24 protein-coding genes are annotated in these 21,134 nt (G+C 65.7%); 17 read left to right on the plus strand and 7 right to left on the minus strand.

All coding sequences use genetic code 11. From position 1 onward, the window contains the following. Positions 1–39: 39 nt before the first annotated feature. Complete coding sequence (locus WG907_RS09605) at positions 40–717, minus strand: YiaD family glycine zipper/OmpA-like lipoprotein (RefSeq protein WP_340232559.1); 678 nt, start codon at positions 715–717, stop codon at positions 40–42. 150 nt (positions 718–867) lie between these two features. Between WG907_RS09605 and WG907_RS09610 the strand changes: the two genes are divergently transcribed. The 3 genes from WG907_RS09610 to WG907_RS09620 all read left to right on the plus strand — a co-directional run bounded on the left by WG907_RS09610 (position 868) and on the right by WG907_RS09620 (position 3,906). After that, positions 868–2,184, plus strand: a complete 1,317-nt coding sequence (locus tag WG907_RS09610; protein ID WP_340232560.1) for a hemolysin family protein — start codon at positions 868–870, stop codon at positions 2,182–2,184. Between the two features lie 156 nt (positions 2,185–2,340). Then, complete coding sequence (locus tag WG907_RS09615) at positions 2,341–3,165, plus strand: kinase (RefSeq protein ID WP_445326798.1); 825 nt, start codon at positions 2,341–2,343, stop codon at positions 3,163–3,165. Between the two features lie 99 nt (positions 3,166–3,264). Further along, on the plus strand, positions 3,265–3,906 hold the full coding sequence (locus WG907_RS09620) for a glutathione S-transferase family protein (RefSeq protein ID WP_340232561.1): 642 nt from the start codon (positions 3,265–3,267) through the stop codon (positions 3,904–3,906). A gap of 279 nt (positions 3,907–4,185) precedes the next feature. Here WG907_RS09620 and WG907_RS09625 read toward each other — a convergent pair whose 3' ends face one another. Continuing rightward, positions 4,186–4,812 carry a c-type cytochrome gene (locus WG907_RS09625; RefSeq protein ID WP_340232562.1) on the minus strand — a complete coding sequence of 209 codons (627 nt, stop codon included), beginning with the start codon at positions 4,810–4,812 and terminating at the stop codon, positions 4,186–4,188. Positions 4,813–4,996: 184 nt separating this feature from the next. On the opposite strand from WG907_RS09625, the gene WG907_RS09630 reads away from it, so the two are divergent. The 7 genes from WG907_RS09630 (at position 4,997) to WG907_RS09660 (ending at position 9,901) form a co-directional block, all read left to right on the plus strand. Next, the gene (locus WG907_RS09630; protein ID WP_340233019.1) at positions 4,997–5,887 is read left to right on the plus strand and encodes a prephenate dehydratase; all 891 of its coding nucleotides are present in this window, start codon (positions 4,997–4,999) and stop codon (positions 5,885–5,887) included. Positions 5,888–5,998: 111 nt separating this feature from the next. Next, the gene (locus WG907_RS09635; RefSeq protein ID WP_340232563.1) at positions 5,999–6,727 is read left to right on the plus strand and encodes a sterol desaturase family protein; all 729 of its coding nucleotides are present in this window, start codon (positions 5,999–6,001) and stop codon (positions 6,725–6,727) included. Then, positions 6,724–7,161 (plus strand): DUF2141 domain-containing protein, encoded by a 438-nt coding sequence (locus tag WG907_RS09640; protein WP_445326799.1) that lies wholly within the window; start codon positions 6,724–6,726, stop codon positions 7,159–7,161. The genes WG907_RS09635 and WG907_RS09640 overlap by 4 nt, the downstream gene beginning before the upstream one ends. Before the next feature lie 76 nt (positions 7,162–7,237). Further along, the gene (locus tag WG907_RS09645; RefSeq protein ID WP_340232564.1) at positions 7,238–8,086 is read left to right on the plus strand and encodes a MipA/OmpV family protein; all 849 of its coding nucleotides are present in this window, start codon (positions 7,238–7,240) and stop codon (positions 8,084–8,086) included. A 105-nt stretch (positions 8,087–8,191) separates the two neighbouring features. After that, a complete protein-coding gene (locus WG907_RS09650) occupies positions 8,192–9,103 on the plus strand; it encodes a tetratricopeptide repeat protein (protein WP_340232565.1) in 912 nt (303 codons plus the stop codon). Positions 9,104–9,113: 10 nt separating this feature from the next. Then, entirely contained in the window at positions 9,114–9,725 is a 612-nt protein-coding gene (locus WG907_RS09655; protein ID WP_340232566.1) for an LON peptidase substrate-binding domain-containing protein, read from the plus strand. Then, positions 9,722–9,901 (plus strand): Trm112 family protein, encoded by a 180-nt coding sequence (locus tag WG907_RS09660; RefSeq protein ID WP_340232567.1) that lies wholly within the window; start codon positions 9,722–9,724, stop codon positions 9,899–9,901. Before WG907_RS09655 ends, WG907_RS09660 begins: the two co-directional genes overlap by 4 nt. A gap of 191 nt (positions 9,902–10,092) precedes the next feature. Here WG907_RS09660 and WG907_RS09665 read toward each other — a convergent pair whose 3' ends face one another. Further along, positions 10,093–10,518, minus strand: a complete 426-nt coding sequence (locus WG907_RS09665) for a RidA family protein (protein ID WP_340232568.1) — start codon at positions 10,516–10,518, stop codon at positions 10,093–10,095. A gap of 100 nt (positions 10,519–10,618) precedes the next feature. Then, on the minus strand, positions 10,619–11,209 hold the full coding sequence (locus WG907_RS09670; protein ID WP_340232569.1) for a TlpA family protein disulfide reductase: 591 nt from the start codon (positions 11,207–11,209) through the stop codon (positions 10,619–10,621). Positions 11,210–11,252: 43 nt separating this feature from the next. Between WG907_RS09670 and argH the strand changes: the two genes are divergently transcribed. Genes argH through WG907_RS09695 form a run of 5 tightly spaced genes read left to right on the plus strand, consistent with a single transcriptional unit; the run spans position 11,253 to position 15,890 of the window. Beyond that, on the plus strand, positions 11,253–12,629 hold the full coding sequence (gene argH / locus WG907_RS09675) for an argininosuccinate lyase (protein WP_340232570.1): 1,377 nt from the start codon (positions 11,253–11,255) through the stop codon (positions 12,627–12,629). Next, positions 12,626–12,880 carry a hypothetical protein gene (locus WG907_RS09680; RefSeq protein WP_340232571.1) on the plus strand — a complete coding sequence of 85 codons (255 nt, stop codon included), beginning with the start codon at positions 12,626–12,628 and terminating at the stop codon, positions 12,878–12,880. The genes argH and WG907_RS09680 overlap by 4 nt, the downstream gene beginning before the upstream one ends. Positions 12,881–12,901: 21 nt before the next feature. Beyond that, positions 12,902–14,167 carry a diaminopimelate decarboxylase gene (gene lysA, locus WG907_RS09685; protein ID WP_340232572.1) on the plus strand — a complete coding sequence of 422 codons (1,266 nt, stop codon included), beginning with the start codon at positions 12,902–12,904 and terminating at the stop codon, positions 14,165–14,167. Further along, positions 14,167–14,937: a precorrin-2 dehydrogenase/sirohydrochlorin ferrochelatase family protein gene (locus WG907_RS09690; RefSeq protein WP_340232573.1), complete on the plus strand. Its 771-nt coding sequence runs from the start codon at positions 14,167–14,169 to the stop codon at positions 14,935–14,937. Before lysA ends, WG907_RS09690 begins: the two co-directional genes overlap by 1 nt. Further along, positions 14,934–15,890, plus strand: coding sequence for a zinc transporter ZntB (locus WG907_RS09695; RefSeq protein ID WP_340232574.1), 957 nt, complete (start codon positions 14,934–14,936; stop codon positions 15,888–15,890). Before WG907_RS09690 ends, WG907_RS09695 begins: the two co-directional genes overlap by 4 nt. Before the next feature lie 2 nt (positions 15,891–15,892). On the opposite strand, the gene WG907_RS09700 is transcribed toward WG907_RS09695, so the two are convergent. The 3 genes from WG907_RS09700 to WG907_RS09710 form a co-directional block, all read right to left on the minus strand. Further along, entirely contained in the window at positions 15,893–16,516 is a 624-nt protein-coding gene (locus tag WG907_RS09700) for a response regulator transcription factor (RefSeq protein WP_340232575.1), read from the minus strand. 73 nt (positions 16,517–16,589) lie between these two features. Then, positions 16,590–17,771: a M20 aminoacylase family protein gene (locus WG907_RS09705; RefSeq protein ID WP_340232576.1), complete on the minus strand. Its 1,182-nt coding sequence runs from the start codon at positions 17,769–17,771 to the stop codon at positions 16,590–16,592. A gap of 29 nt (positions 17,772–17,800) precedes the next feature. Then, the gene (locus WG907_RS09710) at positions 17,801–18,436 is read right to left on the minus strand and encodes a TetR/AcrR family transcriptional regulator (protein WP_340232577.1); all 636 of its coding nucleotides are present in this window, start codon (positions 18,434–18,436) and stop codon (positions 17,801–17,803) included. Between the two features lie 89 nt (positions 18,437–18,525). On the opposite strand from WG907_RS09710, the gene WG907_RS09715 reads away from it, so the two are divergent. Both WG907_RS09715 and WG907_RS09720 read left to right on the plus strand, forming a co-directional pair. Further along, a complete protein-coding gene (locus WG907_RS09715) occupies positions 18,526–19,998 on the plus strand; it encodes an efflux transporter outer membrane subunit (protein WP_340232578.1) in 1,473 nt (490 codons plus the stop codon). Beyond that, on the plus strand, positions 19,991–21,133 hold the full coding sequence (locus tag WG907_RS09720; protein ID WP_340232579.1) for an EmrA/EmrK family multidrug efflux transporter periplasmic adaptor subunit: 1,143 nt from the start codon (positions 19,991–19,993) through the stop codon (positions 21,131–21,133). The genes WG907_RS09715 and WG907_RS09720 overlap by 8 nt, the downstream gene beginning before the upstream one ends. Position 21,134 lies beyond the last annotated feature (1 nt).

The following is a 21,134-nucleotide window of genomic DNA, read 5'->3' on the forward strand; positions in this document are numbered from 1 at the left end:
CGGTCCGGGCCGATTGGCCCGGACCGGCAGGCAGGCACGTTAGCGCATATCGCCTTCGGTGACGGGCGCTATCTTGATTTCGACGCGGCGATTGGCTGCCTTGCCTTCTTCGGTCGCGTTGGACGCAATCGGCTGGGTCTCGCCAAAGCCGCGGGTCGCGATCCGGGCCGACTGGACGCCGTGGCTGGCCAGATAGGCGGCCACGGATTGTGCGCGCCGCTCCGACAGTGTCTGATTATAGGCGTCGGACCCGTCACTGTCGGTATGACCGTAAACGTCGATATAGGTTTTGGGATATTGCGCCAGCACCGACGAAACATTGTTGAGCGTCGGTTGAAACTGCGGCTGCACCGCCGCATCATTATAAGCGAAGGTAATGCCCGACGGCATCCGCAGGACGAGGTTGTCGCCATCGCGTATCACGTCGACGCCCGTACCCGCGGTCTGTTCGCGCAGCTTGCGTTCCTGCCCGTCCATATAGGCACCGATCCCAGCGCCGGCGACCGCGCCGATGCCGGCGCCGAGAATCTTTTCGGTGCGATCATGCCGACCGCCGACGAGGTCGCCCAGCAGATAGCCGCCGAGCGCGCCACCGATGCCGCCGATCGCGGCCTTGGAAATCGTCCGTTCGCCGGTGTTGGGATCGGTAGTGCAGGCGGTGGTGGCCAGCATGGCGGCAAGGCCTGCCGCGCCCATGATCCGATGAGAAATCCGCATATTCTGTTCCCTTGTCTTATCAGAAATCCGTCCCGGACGGATGCGCACCCAATGGTCGAGCGGAGCGCTTTGTTCCACAGCCGAACTGAACTCCCGATGAGGGGATGGTTGTGAAAATGAAAGAATTGAGGTTATAGGGCAAGAGACCATATGGCCACGCCCCTCCCCCCATCGCTGACGCCCTTTCCCTGGGTCGACCTTGTCATCATCCTCGCACTTGTCGGGTTGAACGGGTTGTTCGCCATGTCGGAACTGGCGATCGTGTCGGCCCGCAAGCCGCGATTGCAGGCGATGGAGAAAGCGGGACGGCGCGGCGCGCAGACCGCGCTGATGCTGGCGTCAGATCCGGGGAAATTTCTGTCCACGGTCCAGATCGGCATCACGCTGATCGGCATCATCGCGGGCGCCTATTCGGGCGCCAGCCTTGGCGGACCCACGGGCCAGCGGTTACAAGCGCTCGGTGTGCCGGCGACCATGGCCGACACCGTGGGTTTTGCGGTGGTCATCGGCCTGACCACTTATGCCTCGCTGATCATCGGCGAGCTGGTGCCAAAGCAATTTGCCTTGCGTGCGCCGGAGCCGATCGCGGTGCTCGTGGCCGGGCCGATGCTGTGGCTGTCGAAGATCACCGCGCCGATCGTATGGGTGCTCGACGGGTCGAGCGCCCTTATCTTCAAATTGCTGCGGCTTCAGCGCGAATCCGAAAACCATGTGACGGCCGAGGAATTGCACCTGATCTTCGCCGAGGCGAGCCGCTCGGGCGTGATCGAGGAAAGTGAGCGCGCGATCATTTCCGGCGTGGTGCGGCTCGCGGACCGTCCGGTGCGCGAGGTGATGACGCAGCGGATGGATGTCGACTGGATCGACCTGAATGCCGATGATGCGACGATCCGGGCAAGGCTGCTGGAAACCCCCCACACGCGATTGCCGGTGGGGCGCGGATCGGTGGAGGACATCGTCGGTATCGTCCAGGCGCGCGATATCATGACGGCCCTGTTCCGGGGCGAGCCGCTTAACCTTGGCGCACTGATGCGCAAGGGGGAGGTAGTGCCCGATCAGGTCGACGCCATGGATGCGCTCGAAGTGCTGCGGCGCGCCGAGGTGCCGATGGTGATGGTCCATGACGAATATGGCCATTTCGAGGGGATTGCGACGCCGGCCGACCTGTTGTCGGCGATCGCCGGCCATTTCGCGTCGGACCGTGATGGGTATGACGAGCCCGATCTGGTCGAGCGCGAGGATGGCAGCCTGCTCGTGTCGGGTCAGATGCCGGTGGACCTGCTGGCCGAGCGGATCGACATCGCGCTGCCCGAGGATCGCGACTATGCGACCGTCGCCGGCCATGCGCTGTGGCTGCTCAAGCGGTTGCCGGAGGTCGGCGACTATGCCGAGGATCAGGGCTGGCGGTTCGAGATCGTGGATATGGACGGGCGCAAGATCGACAAGCTGCTGATAGCCGAACGCTGACGATTTGGGCTTAACTTCACAAACTTCCCGCACATCGTTGGCATTTATTGCGTGGCGGTGAAATATAATTACAAATGGCGTTGAAGGGGCGGACAGTGAGAATGAGCCGGCGCTACCCTGATATCATGAGTGCCTGTTTGTAGGAAAGGCTGGCGATTGGCACAGGGGCGGGATGCGCTGGACGTCGTGGCGGAAGCAGCGCGCCACGCCCTGACGGGAGCGAATGGTCGCCTGGTCCTGCTTGGGCTCTGCGGGGCGCAAGGCAGCGGAAAATCGACCCTGGCGGCGGGCTTGAAGGCGCGACTGGAAGGGGAAGGCGTCGCGACCGCCATCCTTTCGATCGACGATCTCTACAAGACACGGGCGGCAAGAGAAGGGCTAGCGCGGACGGTGCACCCGCTGCTGCGGACGCGCGGTGTGCCGGGGACGCATGACGTCGCGCTGGGTCTCGATGTGATCGCCGCGCTGGAGCGAGGCGAGGCGACGTGGCTGCCCCGGTTCGACAAGGCGGCGGACGATCGCCTGCCCCCAACCGCATGGGACAAAGCGGAGGCGGGCACCCGGCTGCTCATTCTGGAGGGCTGGTGCGTGGGGGCCCGGCCGCAGGCAGCAGCAGCGCTCGGCGCGCCGGTCAATGCGCTGGAACGCGAGGAGGATGCGGAGGGAATATGGCGGCGCTATGCCAATATGGCGCTGGCGGGGCCCTATCAGCCGCTGTTTGCGCGCATCGACCTGATGGTGCTGCTTGCCGCCCCGAATTTCGGGGTCGTCCAGGCTTGGCGCTCCCAGCAAGAGCAGGCGTTGCGCGCGGTGGCCGGCAAAGAGGCCCCCGGTGTCATGTCCGACGCGGGAGTGGAGCGCTTTATCCAGCATTATGAGCGGCTGACCCGGCATATATTGCATGAGATGCCCGGCCGGGCGGATCTGGTGATCAGGCTTGGCGAGGATCGATCGATGCGCGGCGTGGAGATGCGACGCTGAAATAGTCGACGCAATTGAACATCCACCCCTTCGCTACGTATAGATGCGGGCGAGCGCGTCGCGCGGGCCTGCCGACCGATGCCGACAGAGAGGATCTTCATGCTGACCGTTCACCATCTTGGCGTTTCGCAGTCCGAACGGATCATCTGGCTCTGCGAGGAGCTGGCCATTCCCTATGAGTTGGTAATCTATGATCGCGACCCGGTGACGCGGCTCGCGCCGGCTGCGTATAAGGCGCTTCATCCGATGGGCATCGCGCCGGTCATTACCGATGGCGGTCTCGTTCTGGGCGAGTCCGGCGCGATCATCGATTACATCATCGGCCGCTATGGGGCGGGTCGGCTGACGGTCGGCGCCGATGATCCTGCCTTTGCCGATTATCTGTTCTGGTTTCACTTCGCCAACGGCACGCTGATGCCGAGCGCGATGACCGCGGTGATCGCGACGATGCTGGGGGCGGGCTCGGACAATCCGGTGGTGCATTCGCTGTCCGACCGGTACGAGCGCAGCTATGCGCTGATCGAGGCGCGACTGGGCGAGGTGGACTATCTGGCCGGTGCGGCGTTCACGGCGGCGGATATCATGACCGTCTTCGCCCTGACCACGATGCGCGTCTTTGCGCCGCGCGACCTTGGCCCCTATCCCGATATCGCCGCCTATCTTGGCAGGATCGGCGCGCGCCCCGCCTATCAGCGGGCGATGGCGAAGGGCGATCCGGGGATGACGCCGATGCTGTCTTGAGGAGACGGCGATCGACGCGGGTTAGCTAAGCGGGCAGGGTGAATTTCTGAAGAAAATCCCTGTTACCCGGCGGAGGCCGGGGTCCAGAGTGGGACGCGCGGCTGTATCGGACTCCTGTTCCCCGGCGTTCGCCGGAGAACATATCGATGCCGTTCGTGAAACATGCGGTCCGGGGTTGGGGCTTAGCCGTCCGCCAGCTTGGCAGCGAAAGAAAAACGGGCGCGGCAGTGAATGCCGCGCCCGTTTTCGTTTCGACAGGAGGCGGATTGCCGCCCCGTCTTACTTGCTCGCGGCGTTATCCGCCGGGGCGGCCGCGTTGGCGGCGTTGCCCGTCGCGTTACCGGCGGCGGTATTGTCGCCAGCAGCAGCCGGTGCGGCGTCGGCGGCCGGCAGCGGCAGGTTCGACCCCTGCGTGTTCAGCCAGGCGATGAGGTTCGCGCGATCGGCCGGGTTGCCGAGACCTGCAAAGGTCATTTTCGTGCCGGGGGCGAAATCGCGGGGGCTGGTCAACCAGTGATCCAGCGCCTCGAATGTCCAGGCACCGCCCTTTTTCTTGAGTGCGTCGGAGAAGGCGAAGCCGGCCTTGCCCTCGGCGACCTTTTCGCCGACCGTCGCGTAGAGGTTGGGGCCGATGCCGTTCGCTCCGCCCTGGTTTACGGTGTGGCAGGCGGCGCATTTGGCGAATATCTTTTCGCCCGCCGCGACGTCCGCCTTGGCAAGCAGTGTGTTGAGGCCGGGGCCGGCCGCAGCGCCGCCGGCGCCTTCCGCTTCGACGCCCTCGATGGCGTAGCCCATCTCTTCGGGGCGTTCGTCATGGAAATATTTCGAGCTGACGATACCCCCGCCGAGCGCGATGATGCCCGCGAACAACGTCCAGCCCGCAATGGTGTTGAAACGATCGCCCATTCGCTCGATTTCCCTTGAATTTCTGTTCTGGCGGCTTGTTTTCCCGCCCCCTCTAGCGCGCTGCCATAATGGCGCAAGTGCGAACGCGCAAGCCGGGACGACAGCCATGGCGGTGCTTTCGGCATGGGCTTTCCCGGCGCGCGCTTGCGTGTGCGCGCCCGAATGCCTAAGCGCGCTGTCGCTCATGGAAAACTATCCCGCTCCCGCCCGCCTGCTCGTCGCCGACATGGCCCGCAGGGCCGCCGCCGATCCGGCTCGCGCCGTCGCCTATCAGGGCGCGCCCGGCGCCAATTCCCATCTCGCCGCATTGGGCTATGCGCCCGATTGCGTGCCGTTGCCCTGTTTCGCGTTCGAGGATGCGATCGACGCGGTGCGATCGGGGCAGGCCGCGCGCGCGATCATCCCGATCGAAAACAGCCTGCACGGGCGCGTGGCCGACATGCATTTCCTGCTGCCCGAATCGGGCCTGTCGATCATCGACGAATATTTCCTGCGCATTCGCCACTGCCTGATGGCGATCGATTCGACGCCGGTCAAAAACGCGATCAGCCATCCGCAGGCGCTGGGACAGTGCCGCCATTATCTGCGCGAGCGGGGGATACAGCCGGTTTCCTATGCCGACACGGCGGGTGCGGCGGCGCTGGTGGCAGAGGCGGGGGTGCCGGGCGACGGGGCGATCGCGCCCTATCTTGCCGCCGATATTTACGGACTTCGCCTAGTCGCGGAGAATATCGAGGATAGCGACGATAATATGACGCGCTTCCTGGTGCTGGCGAAGGAACCGCTGACCCCGGCGGCCGGGGCAGGGCCGGTCATGACGACCTTTCTGTTCGAAGTGAAAAATGTGCCCGCGGCGCTCTACAAGGCGATGGGAGGCTTTGCCACCAACGGCGTCAATATGACCAAGCTCGAAAGCTATCAGCGCGGGGCGAGCTTTGCGGCGACCGAATTCTACTGCGATATCGAGGGGATGCCGGGTGATGCGGGCGTGGACCGGGCGCTCGCCGAGCTGGAATTTCATACCAAGTCGGTAAGGGTGCTTGGCAGCTATCGGCAGGCGCGGCCACGGACCTGATCATGCCGTCTTACAGCACAGCCGGGAATCGCGCTTTCTTGTTCGGACGCCGAAAAAAGCGCGATCCCAGCTTTCGCTGGGATGACCGGCATGTTGGGATATAAGCGGAGGATGGTCGCTGCCCTTTCCTTCTCCATGATCGCCATGAGTGCGATCGTCGGAGCGCGCTATCTGCTGGCGAGCGGGGGTTTTGCGCTGGCCACTCGGGTGCGGCAGCCGGGCCTGTACCGGGGGCTGGGGCCGCAGATCAGGCGCGAGATCGGCTGGTCGCTGGCGTCGGCGATCATCTATGGCGTTCCGGCGGGGATCGTCGCGTGGGGATGGCAGGCGCGGGGATGGACGCGCATCTATACCGATTTGACCGACTTTCCCTTGTGGTATCTGCCCGTTTCGGTGCTGCTCTATCTGTTCGCGCACGACGCCTGGTTCTATTGGACGCATCGCTGGATGCACCGGCCACGGCCGTTCCGCATCGCGCATGCCGTGCACCATGCCAGCCGCCCGCCGACCGCGTGGGCGGCGATGAGCTTTCACCCCTGGGAGGCGCTGACGGGCGCTGTGGTGATCCCGATTTTGGTGTTCGCGATCCCTGTTCATGTCGCGGCGCTGGGCGTGGTGCTGACGGTCATGACGGTGATGGGGGTAAGCAATCATATGGGATGGGAGATGTTCCCGCGCTGGCTGGTGCGGGGGCCGCTGGGCGGATGGCTGATCACCGCGACGCATCATCAGCGGCATCATGATCTATACGCCTGCAATTACGGCCTGTATTTTCGGCTGTGGGATCGGCTGTGCGGCACCGACCGGGGGCTTGGCGCATTCGGGCAGGTGAAGCCATGAGGATGTCCAGGCTTATGGCCTGCGCCCTGATGGCGATGCTGACCGGGGCCGGGGGCACCGGGCAGCCGCAGCCGTTAACGATGGCCGTCGCCGGGTTGCGATCGACCAAGGGACGCATCCTCATTTGCCTGACGCGGTCGCCCGATCATTTCCCCGACTGTTCGGGGGACGCTGCGAGCCATCATTTCAGCGTCGCGGCGAGCGGCGACGTCATCGCTTTGGGCATGATCGATCCGGGCGACTACGCCATTGCGATCATCCATGATGAAAATGGCAATGGCCGGCTCGACACTTTTGCCGGTATTCCGCGCGAGGGGGTCGGCTTTTCGCGCAATCCGGTGTTGCGCTTCGGCGCGCCGAGCTTTTCGTCCGCACGATTCCCGATCGACGGGGCGGGGGTGCGGCAGGACATCAGGATCAAATATTTTTTCTAATCCATGTTTAGCGGAACCGTGACCGCCGCGAAACATTCTGATGTCCAATCCATATTTCAGGTGAACAGGGGCCAGCATGAACCATCTTCGTCCGCTAGCTGCGGCGCTCTCGCTCGCGGTAACTTTCGTCGCGGCTCCGGCTTTCGCGCAGGATGAGCCGCAGCATAGCTCGCTGACCATCGGCGTCGGCGGGGCCTATATACCGAGCTATGAGGGGTCGGACGATTATCGCGCCATCCCGATCGCTCAGGCGCGCGGCAAGGTGCACGACTTCGCTTTCTGGACGCGCGGCACCGCGCTTTATGTCGACGCCATCCCCAATAGCGACGAAAATGGCGTGGACTTCGAACTCGGGCCGGTGGTCAATGTGCGGCTCGACCGGACCAGCCGGAAGGCGATCAAGGACAATGCCGTCCGGGCGCTCGGCAAGCTGGATACGGCGATCGAGGTCGGTGGGTTCGTGGGTCTGGGCAAGACCGGCGTGTTTACCAGCGCCTATGACAATCTATCGGCGCGCGTCGCGGTGACCAAGGATGTGGGCGGCGCGCACAAGGGCTATGTCATCACCCCGGCGATCGAATATGTGACGCCGCTGTCGATGACGACGTTCGTGGGCATCGGCGTGTCGGCGGAATATGTCGGCAAGAAATATGGCAGCTATTATTATGACGTGTCGCCTGCCGGTTTCGCGGCGAGCGGCCTGCCTGTCTATGGCCGCGCCGGGGACAAGGCGGGCTTCAAGAAGATGTCGGCCAATATCACGGCAGGCAAGTCGCTGTCGGGCGATCTGCGCAAGGGCTGGGCGGTGTTCGCGCTGGGTGGATATTCCAGGGTCCTCGGGCGCTATGCGGACTCGCCCATCGTCGATGTCGCGGGTTCGCGGAACCAGTGGGTCGGCGCGCTGGGCGTCGGCTATACTTTTTGAGGCCATTCTCCTCCTCCCGGTGCTGACCTTGTGCCGGGAGGGTGACGCCCCCCATATTGCGCTGTATGGAGGCGGCGATCAACCGCATGGCAGGAGACTAGAAGCGTGGCGACCCTGGGACTGAGCGACACCGAAAAGGCGCAGATCGAAGAGTTTCGCCAGGATGTGGTGGAGCCTTCGCGCACCCAGTTGGTGATCGTCGATTTCTGGGCCGAATGGTGCGGCCCCTGCAAGCAGCTTGGGCCGGTGATCGAAAAGGTCTGCGCCGACTATGCGTCCAAGGGCGTCAAGCTGGTCAAGGTCGATGTCGATCAGAACGGCTTCATCGCCAGCCAGTTCCGGGTGCAGTCGATCCCGACCGTCTATGCGGTGTTTCAGGGCCAGCCGGTCGCGGACCTCAGCCAGGCGCGGACCGAAGGTCAGCTCAAGCAGATGCTGGACCAATTGCTCAAGCAGCTGCCGATCGAGTCGGAAGAAAAGTCGCAGGCGTTGGAGATCGCGCCGCTGATCGCCATGGGCGAAGAGTCGCTGGCAGCGGGCGATGCGGAGCGGGCGTTGTCGATTTTCGACCAGATCGACGCGATGGTCCCCGATCATGCCGAAATCGCGTCGGGCCGGGCGCGGGCGCTGACGGCGCTCGGCCGGCTGGATGAGGCGGAAGCGGTGCTGGCGGCGCTCCCGGCGGAGGTCGCCAAGGATCAGGCCATCGACCGGGCGCGCGCGGCGATCGCGCTGGCGCGGGACGCAAGGCCGGTGGCCGATCTTTCGGTGGTGGAAGCGAAGGTCGCGGCCGATCCCGACGATCATGAAGCGCGGTTCGAGCTGGCGGGCGGGCTGATGGCCAATGGCGATCGGGACGGCGCGGCCGAGGCGCTGCTGGAGATCGTGCGGCGCGACCGGGAATGGCATGAAGGCGCGGCGCGCGCGCAGTTGCTGACGCTGTTCGAGGCGGTCGGGCTGGAAGATCCCTGGGTGTCGGCGCAGCGGCGGCGGCTGTCGCAGATACTGTTCGCCTGACGGGCCGGCGATGGCGCGGGTTTCCATATTTCCATTGCCCGGCGTCCTGCTGCTACCGGGCATGGACCTGCCGCTGCATATATTCGAGCCGCGCTATCGCGCGCTGATCCACGATGCGATGGCGCGCGACCGGCGCATCGGCATGATCCAGCCGCGCGCCGGCGGCGCGGTGCCGCCTTTGTTCGACGTCGGGTGCCTTGGCCATATCGCCCAGATCGACGCGCTGGAGGATGGGCGGTTCAACATCGTACTGCATGGGCTGGCGCGGTTTCGGGTGGTGCGCGAGTTACCGGTGTCGACCCAGTTCCGCCAGATCGAGGCCGAGGTCGAGCAGGTGCTGGACGACCCGGGCGATGTGCTGGCGTCGGTCGAGCGCGCGGCGCTGGAGCAGGAGTCGCGGCGTTTTGCGGCGGCGATGGGTTATGTCGTGGACTGGTCGGCGGTGTCGCGGCTGGACGACGCATCGCTCGTCAACGGCATCGCGCAGATCGCGCCGTTCGATCCCGCGGCCAAGCAGACCTTGCTGGAAGCGGATTCTCTGCGAGAACGGTCGGAGCTGACGATCCAGTTGATGCAGATATTCGGCCGGATCGAGCGCGACGGCGGGGCGACGATGCAGTGAGCGGGGTGATCGACCCGGATTTACTCGCCATATTGGTGTGTCCGGTGACGCGGACCCCGCTGCGCTGGGATGCGGAGCGCAGCGAGCTGGTGTCCGAGGCTGCGGGGCTGGCCTATCCGGTGCGCGATGGCGTGCCGGTGCTGGTGATCAGGGAGGCGCGGGCGGTGGGCGCTTGAGGCCTGGACGTCATGGCTAGTCTGGAGTTGGCGTCATATCCTCGCTTGAAACACATTCGTCATCCCCGCGCAGGCGGGGACCCATTTCGCCGCTGTGGGTCCCCGCCTGCGTGGGGATGACGATTTGGAACATAGCGCCTTAAATCAGGATCATATCTCTGCTGGAGTGCATAACGCAGCCCAAGAGAGCCTTACTGCGCGAACGTCGCGATGCACTCCACCTCGACGGGCGCGCCTAAGGCCAGGCCGTCCGTGCCGAAGGCACTGCGGGCGGGCAGGCGCTTGCCTGCGAAATAAGGCGTGTAGATCGTGTTGAAGCGTGGCCAGTCGGCCATGTCGTCCAGCATGACCGTGCATTTGACGACATGGCCGAAATCAAGGCCGCTGGCGGCGAGAATCTTGCCGATCGAGTCCATCGCGGCTTTGACCGCCGCCTCGAAGCCTTCCTTGTGAGGGTCCATGCCCACGGGTATCTGGCCGATCTGACCCGAAATGTAGAGCGTGTCGCCCGCACGGACGGAAGGGGAATAGGGGAGTCTGGCCGGAATCGTCGGCGTCGGTTGGGCACTGGCCGGCAAGGCGGCGAACGAGGCGAGGAGCGCGACGAGCATCTTCATGAGCGGTCTCCGGTGGAGGGGCTTGCCGACGTTAACGGACGAGGCGCATCCATACGCCACGGATAGATGTTTAGGGGGCATCGGCAGCAACGCGCCGCTTTCAGCTTGCCATCGCGGCGTCGATCAGCGCGCGCGCTTCCTTGCCGTTCCAGTCCAGCGAGCCGATGACGCGCAGCATTTCCTTGCCCCGCGCGTCATAGATGACGGTCGTGGGCAGAAGGCCCGTCGCATAGTGGAAACCGAAATTATTGTCAGGATCGGTCCAAGCCTTCAGGTGCGGGAGCGCATGTTTGGCGAAGAAGGGCCCCGCTGCGCTTTTGCCCTGCGTGTCCTGCGAGATGGTGAAGACCGCGAGGCCCTTGGGACCATATTCCTTGGCGATGGCGTCGAGCGTCGGCATTTCGGCCACGCAGGGCGCGCACCAGGTCGCCCACAGGTTGACGAGCATCGGACGTCCCGCGACATCCTGCAAACTGGCGTCGCCGCCATCGGGTTCGCCAAAGGCGAAATCCGGCGCTGGCGTTCCTGCCTTGCTGCGATCGAGCCTGTAGCTCGATTCAGGGGTCGAGCCACCGGGCGCTTCGCCGCTGGTCGCAGGCGCGTTGCCCACCTTTGCCTGCGCCTTGGGTTGCTCTGGCTGCGGCGATTGCCTATCGCAGCCGCCAAGCCCGACAGCCAGGAGCAGTGTCATTACCGATCGCAAGGAAGGTTTCACGGAAGCTGGCTCCAATAGCATGTGGGGCGGTCGTTTCGCGGCCGGGCCGGCCGCCGTCATGCGTGAGATAAATGCCTCCATCCCCTTCGACAAGCGATTGTGGCGGCAGGATATCGCCGGATCGCAGGCGCATGTCGCGATGCTGGCGCAACAGGGCATCGTTTCGGAAGAGGATGCGGCGGCGATTTCGAAAGGGCTGGACACCGTGGCCGCCGAATATGCGGCGCACGGCGTGCCGGTCGATCTCGACCTTGAAGATATTCATATGGCGACGGAATCGCGGCTTGCAGAGCTGATTGGCCCGACTGCGGGGCGGCTGCACACGGCGCGCTCGCGCAATGATCAGGTGGCGACCGATTTCCGCCTGTGGGTGCGCGACGCCATCGAGGAGGTCGAGGCGGGGCTGATCGGCTTGCAGCGCGCGCTGCTCGACCGGGCGGCGGAACATGCCGACGCGGTGATGCCGGGCTTTACCCATCTGCAATCCGCGCAGCCGGTGACGCTGGGCCATCATCTGATGGCCTATTATGAGATGATCCGGCGCGACCGCAGCCGTTTTGCTGACGCGCGCGCGCGGCTGGACGAATGCCCGCTGGGCGCGGCGGCGCTGGCGGGGACCGGCTTTCCGATCGATCGTCATGCGACGGCGGCGGCGCTCGGCTTTGCGCGGCCGACCGACAATAGTCTGGACAGCGTGTCGGACCGGGATTTCGCGCTCGACTATCTGATGGCGGGGACTCAGCTGGCGCTGCATCTGTCGCGGCTGGCCGAAGAGTTCATCATCTGGGCGAGCCAGCCCTTCGGCTTCATCAAGCTGCCCGACGCCTATTCGACCGGCAGTTCGATCATGCCGCAAAAGCGCAATCCCGACGCCGCCGAACTGGTGCGCGGCCATGCCGGGCGGATCATGGGGTGTATGACCGCGCTGTGCGTGACGATGAAGGGCCTGCCGCTCGCCTATTCCAAGGATATGCAGGACGACAAGCCGCCGGTGTTCGAGGCGCATGACCTCATTGGCCTGTCGATCGCGGCGATGACCGGCATGATCGCGACGGTGACGTTCCGCACCGACCGGATGCGGGCATTGGCGGAAAGCGGCTTTGCAACCGCGACGGACCTTGCCGACTGGCTGGTGCGGGAGGCGAACGTGCCGTTCCGCGAGGCGCATCATATCACCGGGCGCGCGGTGGCGGCGGCGGAGCAGGCCGGCGTGGCGCTCGCGGATCTGCCGCTTGGCGAACTGACGGCGATCGATGCGCGGCTCGACGAGCGGGTCTATGCGGTGTTGACGGTGGATGCGTCGGTGGCGAGTCGTAAAAGCCATGGTGGGACCGCGCCGGATCAGGTGCGCGCGCGGATCGCACAGGCGCGCGGCGAACTGGAGAGCAGAGCATGAGGATCGCGAGACTATGGGCGGCGGCAGGCCTGCTGGCGGCACTGGGTGCTTGTGGCGGGCGCGAGCCGTTGAAACCGCTTGCCGGCCAGCCATCGCCGGCCATCCCCGTGGGTGGCGAAACGCCGCCCACCGCCGCGCAATTGACTCAGCCGTCGGTGCAGGCGCGGCCACAGCGGAACGTCGAATTGCTGACCCAGTCACGTAAGCGCACGGAAGATTATTTCGACCTGCCGCCTGAAAAAGCGCCCTGATATTTCCTGAAGGACGAACAGTTGGATCATTTCGAATATGTGGGCGGGGCCATGCTGGTCGAGCAGGTGCCGATGGAGGCGATCGCGGAAGCCGTGGGTACGCCCGTCTATGTCTATTCCACCGCGACTCTGAGCCGCCATGTCGGCGTGTTTCGCGACGCGCTGGCGCGGCTGGACAACCCGCTGATCGCCTTTGCGGTCAAGGCCAATCCCAATGCGGCGGTGCTGGCGACGCTGGCCGGGATGGGGCTGGGTGCGGATGTGGTGTCCGGCGGCGAATTGCTGCGCGCGATCGCGGCGGGCATCCCGGCGGACCGCATCGTCTTTTCAGGCGTAGGCAAAACCGAGCACGAGATGCGGATTGCGCTCGAACGGGGGATTTTCCAGTTCAATCTGGAAAGCGAGCCGGAGGCGGAGATGCTTTCGCAGGTCGCGTTGTCGATGGGCAGGCGCGCGGCGGTGGCCTATCGCATCAACCCCGATGTGGACGCAGGCACTCATGCCAAGATCTCGACCGGCAAGTCGGAAAACAAGTTCGGCATTCCCTATGACCGCGCGCTGGCATCCTATGCGGCGGCGCGCGATCTGCCCGGCCTCGATGTGCAGGGCGTGGCGGTCCATATCGGCAGCCAGTTGACCGATCTCGCGCCGTTGGAGGCGGCGTTCACCAAGGTCGGTGCGCTGATCGGGCGATTGCGCGAGGCGGGGCATGATATTCGCACCGCCGATCTGGGCGGGGGCCTTGGTGTGCCCTACGATCCCGCCTTGCCGGTGCCGCCAAGCCCGGCGGCCTATGGCGAGATGGTGACGCGGGTAACGCAGGGGTGGAACGTCCGGCTGATGTTCGAGCCGGGGCGGGTGATCGTCGGCAATGCCGGCGCGTTGCTGTCGCGGGTCATTCGGGTGAAGGAGGGGGCGAACGCGCCCTTCGTGATCGTCGACGCGGCGATGAACGACCTGTTGCGGCCGAGCCTCTATGACGCATGGCATGATATTCGCGCGGTGCGGCCGGCGGGCGCGCGAGTTGCGTCCAATGTGGTCGGGCCGGTGTGCGAGACCGGCGATACGTTCGCGATGGGCCGCGATATGGATCGGGTGGCGGCGGGCGACCTCGTCGCCTTCATGACGGCCGGGGCCTATGGCGCGACTATGGCAGGCACCTATAACAGCCGGCCTCTGACGCCCGAAGTGCTGGTGTCGGGCGACAAATGGGCGGTGGTGCGGGCGCGCCCGCCGATCGAAGCGCTGATCGAGGGTGACAGTATTCCCGACTGGATCGGCGACTGATGCACAGCCTGCCGGTCTTTCTGAGGCTGACGGGCCGGCCAGTCATCCTGACCGGCGCGGGTGAGGCGGCGGAGGCCAAGCGACGCTTGCTGGAGCGGGCAGGCGCGCTGGTGGTGGGCGAGGACGATATGTCGCACAGTCGGGCTGCGGCGGTGGCGATCGTCTCCGACGGGGACGAGGCGACGGTGATGCGGTTGCAGGCGCGCGGCATTCTCGTGAACGCGACCGACCGGCCCGAGCTGTGCGATTTCACGCTGCCGGCGATCGTCGATCGTGATCCGGTGCTGATCGCGATCGGCACCGGCGGTGCGTCGGCGGGGCTGGCCAAGGCGCTGCGGCAGCGGATCGAAGCGCTGCTGCCGGCCGGGTTGGGGGCGCTGGCGACGGCCTTGTTCGAGGCGCGTGACGCGATCCGGGCGCGCTGGGCCGATGCGGGTGCGCGGCGGCGGGCGATCGATGCGGGACTTGCGTCGGGCGGGGCGATCGATCCGCTGGGTGCGGGCGGGGGCGGCGTGGCTGGCTGGTTGGCGGGTGAGCAGGATGCGGGGCAGGGCGGGCTGGTCCAACTGCGGCTGACGTCGGCCGATCCCGATGATCTGACCTTGCGCATGGCTCGGCTGCTGGGGGAAGCTGACCGGGTCTATTATGCGCCCGACGTGCCGGGGGCGATACTGGACCGGGCGCGGGCAGATGCGGCGCGCATCGTTGCGGAGCGGGCGCCTGCCGAGCCCGGTGCCGGCCTGTCGCTGTGGCTGGAGATGCCGTTGTGAGCCGGGTGTTCGTCTTCGATGGCCACGCGGCGCAGGAAATGTCGGTCGAGGCGCTGCGGGGCATGCCGGAGCGACCGCCGTTCAGCTGGATTCATATCGACGGCACGCATGAGGATGCGCGCGAGGTGGCCGAACGCTGCGGCGATATGCCCAACGCCGCGCTGTCCGCACTGCTGGCGCAGGAAACCCGGCCCCGCTGTACCATCATGGGACATGGCGCGCTGATCAATCTGCGCGGGCTGGGCACAGTCGAAGAGGATGAGGGTGATCCGCTCGTGTCGATCCGCATGTGGGCGGAACATGCGCGGGTCATGACGGTCAGCTTCCGACCGCTTGCCGCACTGGACTTCGTGGCGGCGCAGATGCTGGACGGCGCTATCCGCGATCCCGGTGACCTGATCGCGGCGTTCGCGCAGCAGATCACCGAGGCGCTCGACCCGGAAGTGGCCGATCTGGGCGACAATCTGGACGAAATCGAAAGCGCGCTCGCCGAATCGGGCGCACCCGAAGCGCGCCGCCGGGTATCGGATATTCGCGCGACCGCGATCGGCTATCGCCGGTTCATCGCGCCGCAGCGGCAGGCGCTGGAGCGATTGTCACTGGCCGATGCGCCGTGGCTGCATCCCGACGACCGGCTGCACCTTCAGGAAGCGGCGGATCGCTGCGCGCGCATGGCGGAGGAACTGGAGGCCGTGCGCGAACGGTCCGCGCTGGCGCACGAGGAACTGACCGACCTGCGCGCGGAGCAGATGAACCGGCAGGCGCTGGTGCTTGCCGTGGTGGCGCTGGTGTTCCTGCCGCTGACGTTTTTGACCGGCCTGCTCGGGATGAATGTCGAGGGCATTCCCTTCGCCCATGAACATTGGGCGTTTGCCGGGGTAGTGGGGGTGTGCGTCGTGATGGCGCTGGGGATCGGCGGCTGGTTCGCCGCGACCAACTGGTTGCGGCGGTAGGTTCAGGCAGCGGACGCGCTCAGCCGCTCGACTTCGTCATGGAGCGCCTGAATCGAGTTGACGAGGCGAGAGCGATCCGCCTGCATCTCGCGGAGCGCATCCCGGGTTTCGCCCAGTTCCACGGCGCGGCGGGCGATGCGGGCGTCGAGTTCCGCATTGCGGCGGGCGAGGTCGCCCAATTTCTCCACTCTGGCAAATTGATGGCGTAGGCGCGCATCCAGCATGTCGAGGTCGAAGGGTTTTACGACATGGTCATCCGCGCCGGCATCGAGCGCTTCGACTGCCGCTGCGGGATCGAGGCGGCTGGTGATCATGACGAAGCAGGCGTTGCCGGCCAGGCCGGACGCGCGGATCTTCTTCATGGTCGCGATGCCGGACAGCATCGTCAGGCCCATATCGATGAGGATGATGTCAGCGGGCCGGGCCACAAGGGTGTTGAGCGCGATGAAACCATTTTCAGCTAGCGCGACGTCATAGTTGAGGTGCGAAAGGCGTCGGCCGACCACGCCCCGCGCCGTGGGATTTTCATCGATCAGCAGGACGCGCAGACGGCACCGCGTCTGCTCGCCCTCTGGCGCTTCCAGATCTTGCGGGTGGCGAGTCCGATTGCGCCTGAAAATCGGCATGGCGTTTCCTTGGCTTGCGTCGCGCCAGCCTAGAAACGCCCTGCAAAGAAATGGTTAACGTCCCATGCTGCCGTCAGGCCGGCAGCAGGCGTTCCACCAGCGTCGCCCAATAGCTGGCGCCGATGGGCAGCAGCGCATCGTTGAAATCATAATGCGGGCTGTGGAGGACGCGCCCTTCGTCCGACGGGCCATTGCCGATGAACAGATAGGCGCCGGGCCGCGCCTCCAGCATGAAGGCGAAATCCTCGCCCCCCATGGTCGGACGGGGATCGCGATCGACATTGGCCGCGCCGACCACGCGTTCCGCGATGTCGGCGGCGATGGCCGCTTCCTCCGGCCAGTTGACGGTCGCGGGATAGCGCCGGTCATAGTCGAAGGCGACGGTGCAGCCGCCCGACAGCGCGATACCCTGCGCGATCTCGCCCATGCGTCGTTCGACATGGTCGCGCGTGGCGGGTTGAAAGGCGCGGGCAGTGCCACGCAGGACGACGCTGGCGGGGATGACGTTGAAGGCGTCGCCCGCATGGATCTGGGTCACGCTGACGACGCCCGCGTCGACCGGATGAAGATTGCGGCTGACGATGGTCTGGAGCGCGGTCACGATCTGAGCCGCGACGACCACAGGATCGACGCATTCATGCGGCATCGCCGCGTGACCGCCTTTGCCGCGCACGATCATTTCCCAACTGTCGGACGAGGCCATCATCGGGCCCGGACGCACGCCGATCGTGCCGACCGGCATGCCCGGCCAATTATGCATGCCAAAGACGCGATCGACCGGAAAGCGATCGAACAGGCCTTCCTCTATCATCCGGCGGCCGCCCGCTTCGCCTTCTTCGGCCGGCTGGAAGATGAAATGCACTGTGCCCCGAAAATCGAGGGTTTCAGCAAGGTAACGAGCGCCGCCGAGCAGCATGGCGGTATGCCCGTCATGACCACAGGCATGCATGCGCCCGGGTGCGCGGGACGCGTGATCGAAGCCATTGGCTTCGAGGATCGGGAGCGCGTCCATATCCGCGCGCAATCCGATCGCCGGGCCATCGCCGCGCCTGAGCGTGCCGACCAGCCCGGTGCCGGCGATGCCGCGCTCGATCGGGATGCCGAAGGATTCGAGCCGCTCGGCGACGAAATCGCTGGTGCGATGTTCGAGATAGGCGGTTTCGGGGTGCCGGTGCAGGCAGTGACGCCAGGCGACCATGTCATCATGGAAAGCGGCGATGCGGTCGAGGATGGGCATGGGCGCATTATGCGCCATTCGCGCGGCTTGTGAAGCGTGGCAGGCAGTCAGGGCGCGTAGGCGCGCATGAACAGGTCGGTCGCGAACTCCGCGTCGCCTGCTATCAGATCGGCGGGGGCGGTATCGATCAGGCCCCATAGCAGTTGCTGGTGACATCCCGACATCACCAGCGTCGTCAGGGCCCGCGCCGCCAACTCGGGGTCACAGGCGCGCAACTGGCCGCGCTCCGTCGCGCCCGCGATATAGGCGGCGAGCAGATGCCGGGTGTGCCGGGGCGCATGTTGATAGAAGATATGGCCGATCTCGGGAAAGCGACCGGCTTCCGAGGCCACGAGCCGATAAAGAGCGATGGACTCAGGCGACGTTATTTTTTCGAGGAAGCTGACGCAGAAATGTCGCAGGGTATCGATCGCCTGTTCGCCCGGATCGAGAATCTGGGACAAACGCAGGCGATAATCCGTGGTCGCCCGCTCAAGTACGGCTGCGAACAACTCTTCCTTCGACGGAAAATGATTCCAGAGTGTACCTTTCGACCCGCCCAGCGAAGCGGCGATCGCCGACATGGTCGTTCCCGCATAGCCATGTTCCATGAAGGAGCGCTCCGCAACCGTCAGGATCGCCTCGCGCCGGTCGATCCGGCGGGCTTCCCGACGGCTAAGGGAGGAGGGGGCGATATATGTCATAAAACCGTACCATATAGTACGTTATTTCGATTGACAAGGGCGGGCGCAGGCGGCAAAGGCCAATTTCATACTAGATGGTACGGTTTGATATGTCGGTGAGTCGCTTCCCCATTGGCGCCCGTTTCAGTGCGATAGCAGTATCGCTCACGCTGCTGGGCGGCTGTGCTTCGGTTCCCGATCTCGGCCCGAGGCCCAGCCTGCGGACGGCCGACAATATTGCCGCCACCCGCAGCTTGCCGGCGACCGCCGCGGCCTGGCCCGGCGATGGCTGGTGGACGGCCTATGGCGACCCGCAGCTGGACCGGCTGATCACGGAAGGGTTGAGCGGATCACCGGACGTGGCGGCCGCAGCCGGCCGCCTGCTTCGGGCGCAGGGGCTCGCTCGGGAGGCGGGCGCGGCACTGTTGCCACGAATCGACGCGCGCGGCAGCGTGACCGAGGAGCGCCAGAGCCTGAACAATGGTTTTCCCGCGAATTTCAAGGATTTCCTCCCTCAGGGCTGGAACGATCATGGAATGGCGGCTCTTTCGTTCGACTTCGATCTCGATTTGTGGGGCCGTAACCGGGCCGCGCTGGCAGCCGCGACGTCCGAGGCGCGGGCGGCACAGATCGATGTCGCACAGGCGCGGCTGATGCTCGCGACCGGCATCGCCGATGCCTATGCCGATCTGGCTCGCCTCTATGCCGAGCGCGACATCGTGCAAGGTGCGCTCGACATTCGCAGCGCGACGCGTTCGCTCGTGGAAAACCGGGTCAAGAGTGGGCTCGATACGCGTGGCGACCAGCGGCAGGCGGAGGCGGGCGTACTGTCGGCCCGGGCCGACCTGAGCGCCGCCGAGGAAGCCATCGCCCTGCGTCGCAACCAGATTGCGGCGCTGGTCGGGGCGGGACCGGACCGCGGGCTGGATATCGCGCGGCCCGCATTGGCGGTCTTTGCGCCGCGCGGGCTGCCCGCCGGAATCACGACCGATCTGGTGGGGCGGCGCCCTGACGTCGCTGCCGCCCGGGCGCGGGCAGAAGCGGCCGCCAGCCGGATCAAGCAGGCGCGCGCCGCTTTTTTTCCGGCGATCAGCCTGTCGGCGCTGATCGGGGTCCAATCCTTGGGTCTAGACCTCCTGACCAAGAACGATTCCATTTATGGCAGCGTAGGCCCGGCCATCAGCCTGCCCATCTTCCACGGCGGCGCGCTGTCTGGCCAATATCGCGGGGCGCGCGGGACCTATGACGAAGCGGTCGCGACGTATGATCGAACGGTACTGGATGCCTATCGGCAGGTCGCTGACGCCGTGACCAGCCAGAAGGCGCTGGACAGTCGGCTGGGGGACGCCCGCGCAGCGCTCAAGGCCTCGCAGGACGCCTATGGAATCGCGCAACTGCGGTTCAGGGGCGGGCTTTCGGCCTATCTCGACGTGCTGCTGATCGAGGAACGATTGCTTCAGGCGCGCCAGGCTGTCGCGCAACTCGATACGCGGGCCTTTGCGCTCGACATTGCTCTCATTCGCGCGCTGGGCGGCGGTTTCACCGCCAGCGACGCTCTGCCCAAGGACCGACCCAATGGCTGACGCCGCGCCCGAATTCACTGCCGACTCCAGTGCCGCCGCCAGCCGCACGCAGACGCGCAAGACCTGGCTGGTCCGGCTGGTGCTCGTCGTGGCGGTTGCCGCGCTTGTCTACGGGCTTTGGTATCTGCTGATCGGCCGTCACCATGTCGGCACCGACAATGCCTATGTGAACGCCGAAATGGCGCAGGTGACGCCCTTGATTTCCGCGCAGGCGATCGAGGTCGCGGTGAGCGACACCCAGATGGTGAAGCGCGGCGACGTGCTGGTGCGGCTCGACCCGACAAACGCCCGCATCGCCATCGCGCAGGCGCAGGCCGATCTCGCCGAAGCGCGCCGCCGTTTCCGGCAGACCTCGGCCACGAGCACGGCCCTGTCGGCGCAGGTGACGGCGCGCGGGGCGGACATTGCGCGGGCGCAGTCACAGGTCGCGGCGGCGCAGGCCGATTTCGACAAGGCGCGCGTCGATCTTCAGCGGCGAGAGGCGTTGGCGCCCGCCGGCGCGGTATCCGGCGACGAACTGACCAGCGCGCGCAAATCCTATATCGCCGCGCGGGCGGCCGTAGAGGTTGCGCGGGCGGGCGTGGCGCAGGCGCAAGCGAGCCGGGGCGCGGCGAGCGGCGAACTGGCGGCCAATGATGCGCTGGTGCGCGATTCGACGATCGACACCGATCCGGCGGTGCAGGCCGCACAGGCACGGCTCGACAACGCCAAGCTCGACCTCGACCGCGCCGTGATCCGCGCCCCGATCGACGGGGTAGTGACCAGAAGGCAGGTGCAGGTCGGCCAGCGGGTCGCGCAGGGCGCGCCGATCATGACGATCGTTCCGGTCGGCAAGGTCTATGTCGACGCCAATTTCAAGGAGCGCCAGTTGCGCAACGTGAAAATCGGAATGCCGGCCCGGGTCACGGCCGATATTTATGGCGGCGATGTCGTCTATCATGGGCGGGTCGCCGGCTTTTCGGGCGGCACCGGCTCGTCGCTCTCGCTGATCCCCGCGCAGAACGCCACGGGTAACTGGATCAAGGTCGTCCAGCGCCTGCCGGTTCGGATCACGCTCGATCCCAAGGAACTGGCCGCTCATCCGCTGCGCGTGGGCCTGTCCACAGAGGTCGAGATCGACCTGTCGGGCGGCTGAG

It is taken from the genome of Sphingobium fluminis (assembly GCF_037723805.1).
Classification (GTDB): domain Bacteria; phylum Pseudomonadota; class Alphaproteobacteria; order Sphingomonadales; family Sphingomonadaceae; genus Sphingobium.